At 47.8% G+C, this 1,001-nt stretch carries 1 protein-coding gene; it reads right to left on the bottom strand.

Translation table 11 applies throughout. The features are described from left to right. The coding region (locus B7Y67_RS19395; RefSeq protein WP_293600032.1) for an amino acid--tRNA ligase-related protein at positions 1–1,001 on the bottom strand (1,001 nt) is incomplete at both ends.

The raw sequence follows: 1,001 nt of genomic DNA, 5'->3' as shown, positions 1-1,001 counted from the left end.
TCCCAGAGGTGTGACTCGGCAACCAATTCAAATAAAGCAAGTTGCAAGGCGCCAATACCGGCATTCTTCAGGGTTGGGGAATCTGGGTTCTCACCACCTTTTTTCAATTCAGCACGAATAAATGCAGCATCTTCAAGTTGGGCTGGCTCATAGCTCTTATTGGATTGGCCGCAATACTTCAAGATCGCTTCAGTAATGGTCAAGCGCTGGAAAGGTTTGCTGAGGTCGAGTTCACGGCCCTGGTGGGTCAGGACAGTAGTGCCTTGCGCATCCATTGCAGCAGAGCGAATTAAGTTCTCCGTAAAATCCATCAGCCAACGGTAATCGGTATAGGCTGCATAGAATTCCATCATCGTGAATTCTGGATTGTGACGTGGGCTAACGCCTTCGTTACGGAAATTGCGATTGATTTCAAAGACACGCTCAAAACCACCTACTACCAAGCGCTTCAAGTAGAGCTCTGGAGCAATGCGCAAGAACATTTGCATGTCTAAAGCATTGTGATGTGTGATGAAGGGTTTTGCTGTGGCGCCACCAGGAATAGGGTGGAGCATTGGTGTTTCAACTTCCATGAAGTCCGCATCCAGCATATGGCGACGCAATGAGGCGATCGTGTTGCTACGTGCTCTAAATGTATTGCGGCTCTCTGGATTCACAATCAAATCAACATAGCGCTGACGATACTTGGTCTCTAAATCTGAGAGGCCATGGAACTTATCTGGAAGAGGGCGCAACGATTTGCTAAGGAGGCGTAGATTGCTACATTCAACGGAGAGCTCACCCTTATTTGTCTTGAATAAATTGCCTTCAGCGGAGATAAAGTCACCCATGTCCCAGTGCTTAAATGCACCATGAATATCGGCACCACTGATTTCATCATTGATGTAGAACTGAATCTGACCGCTACGATCTTGAATGGTCGCAAAACTGGCTTTTCCCATGACGCGCTTGAGCACCATACGACCGGCAACCTTGACATGCACCTTCTTGGCGGCTAATTC

This window comes from Polynucleobacter sp. 35-46-11, from assembly GCF_002281105.1.
The sequence above is the reverse complement of the archived record's forward strand: the minus strand, read 5'-3'. Positions and strand labels throughout refer to the sequence as shown.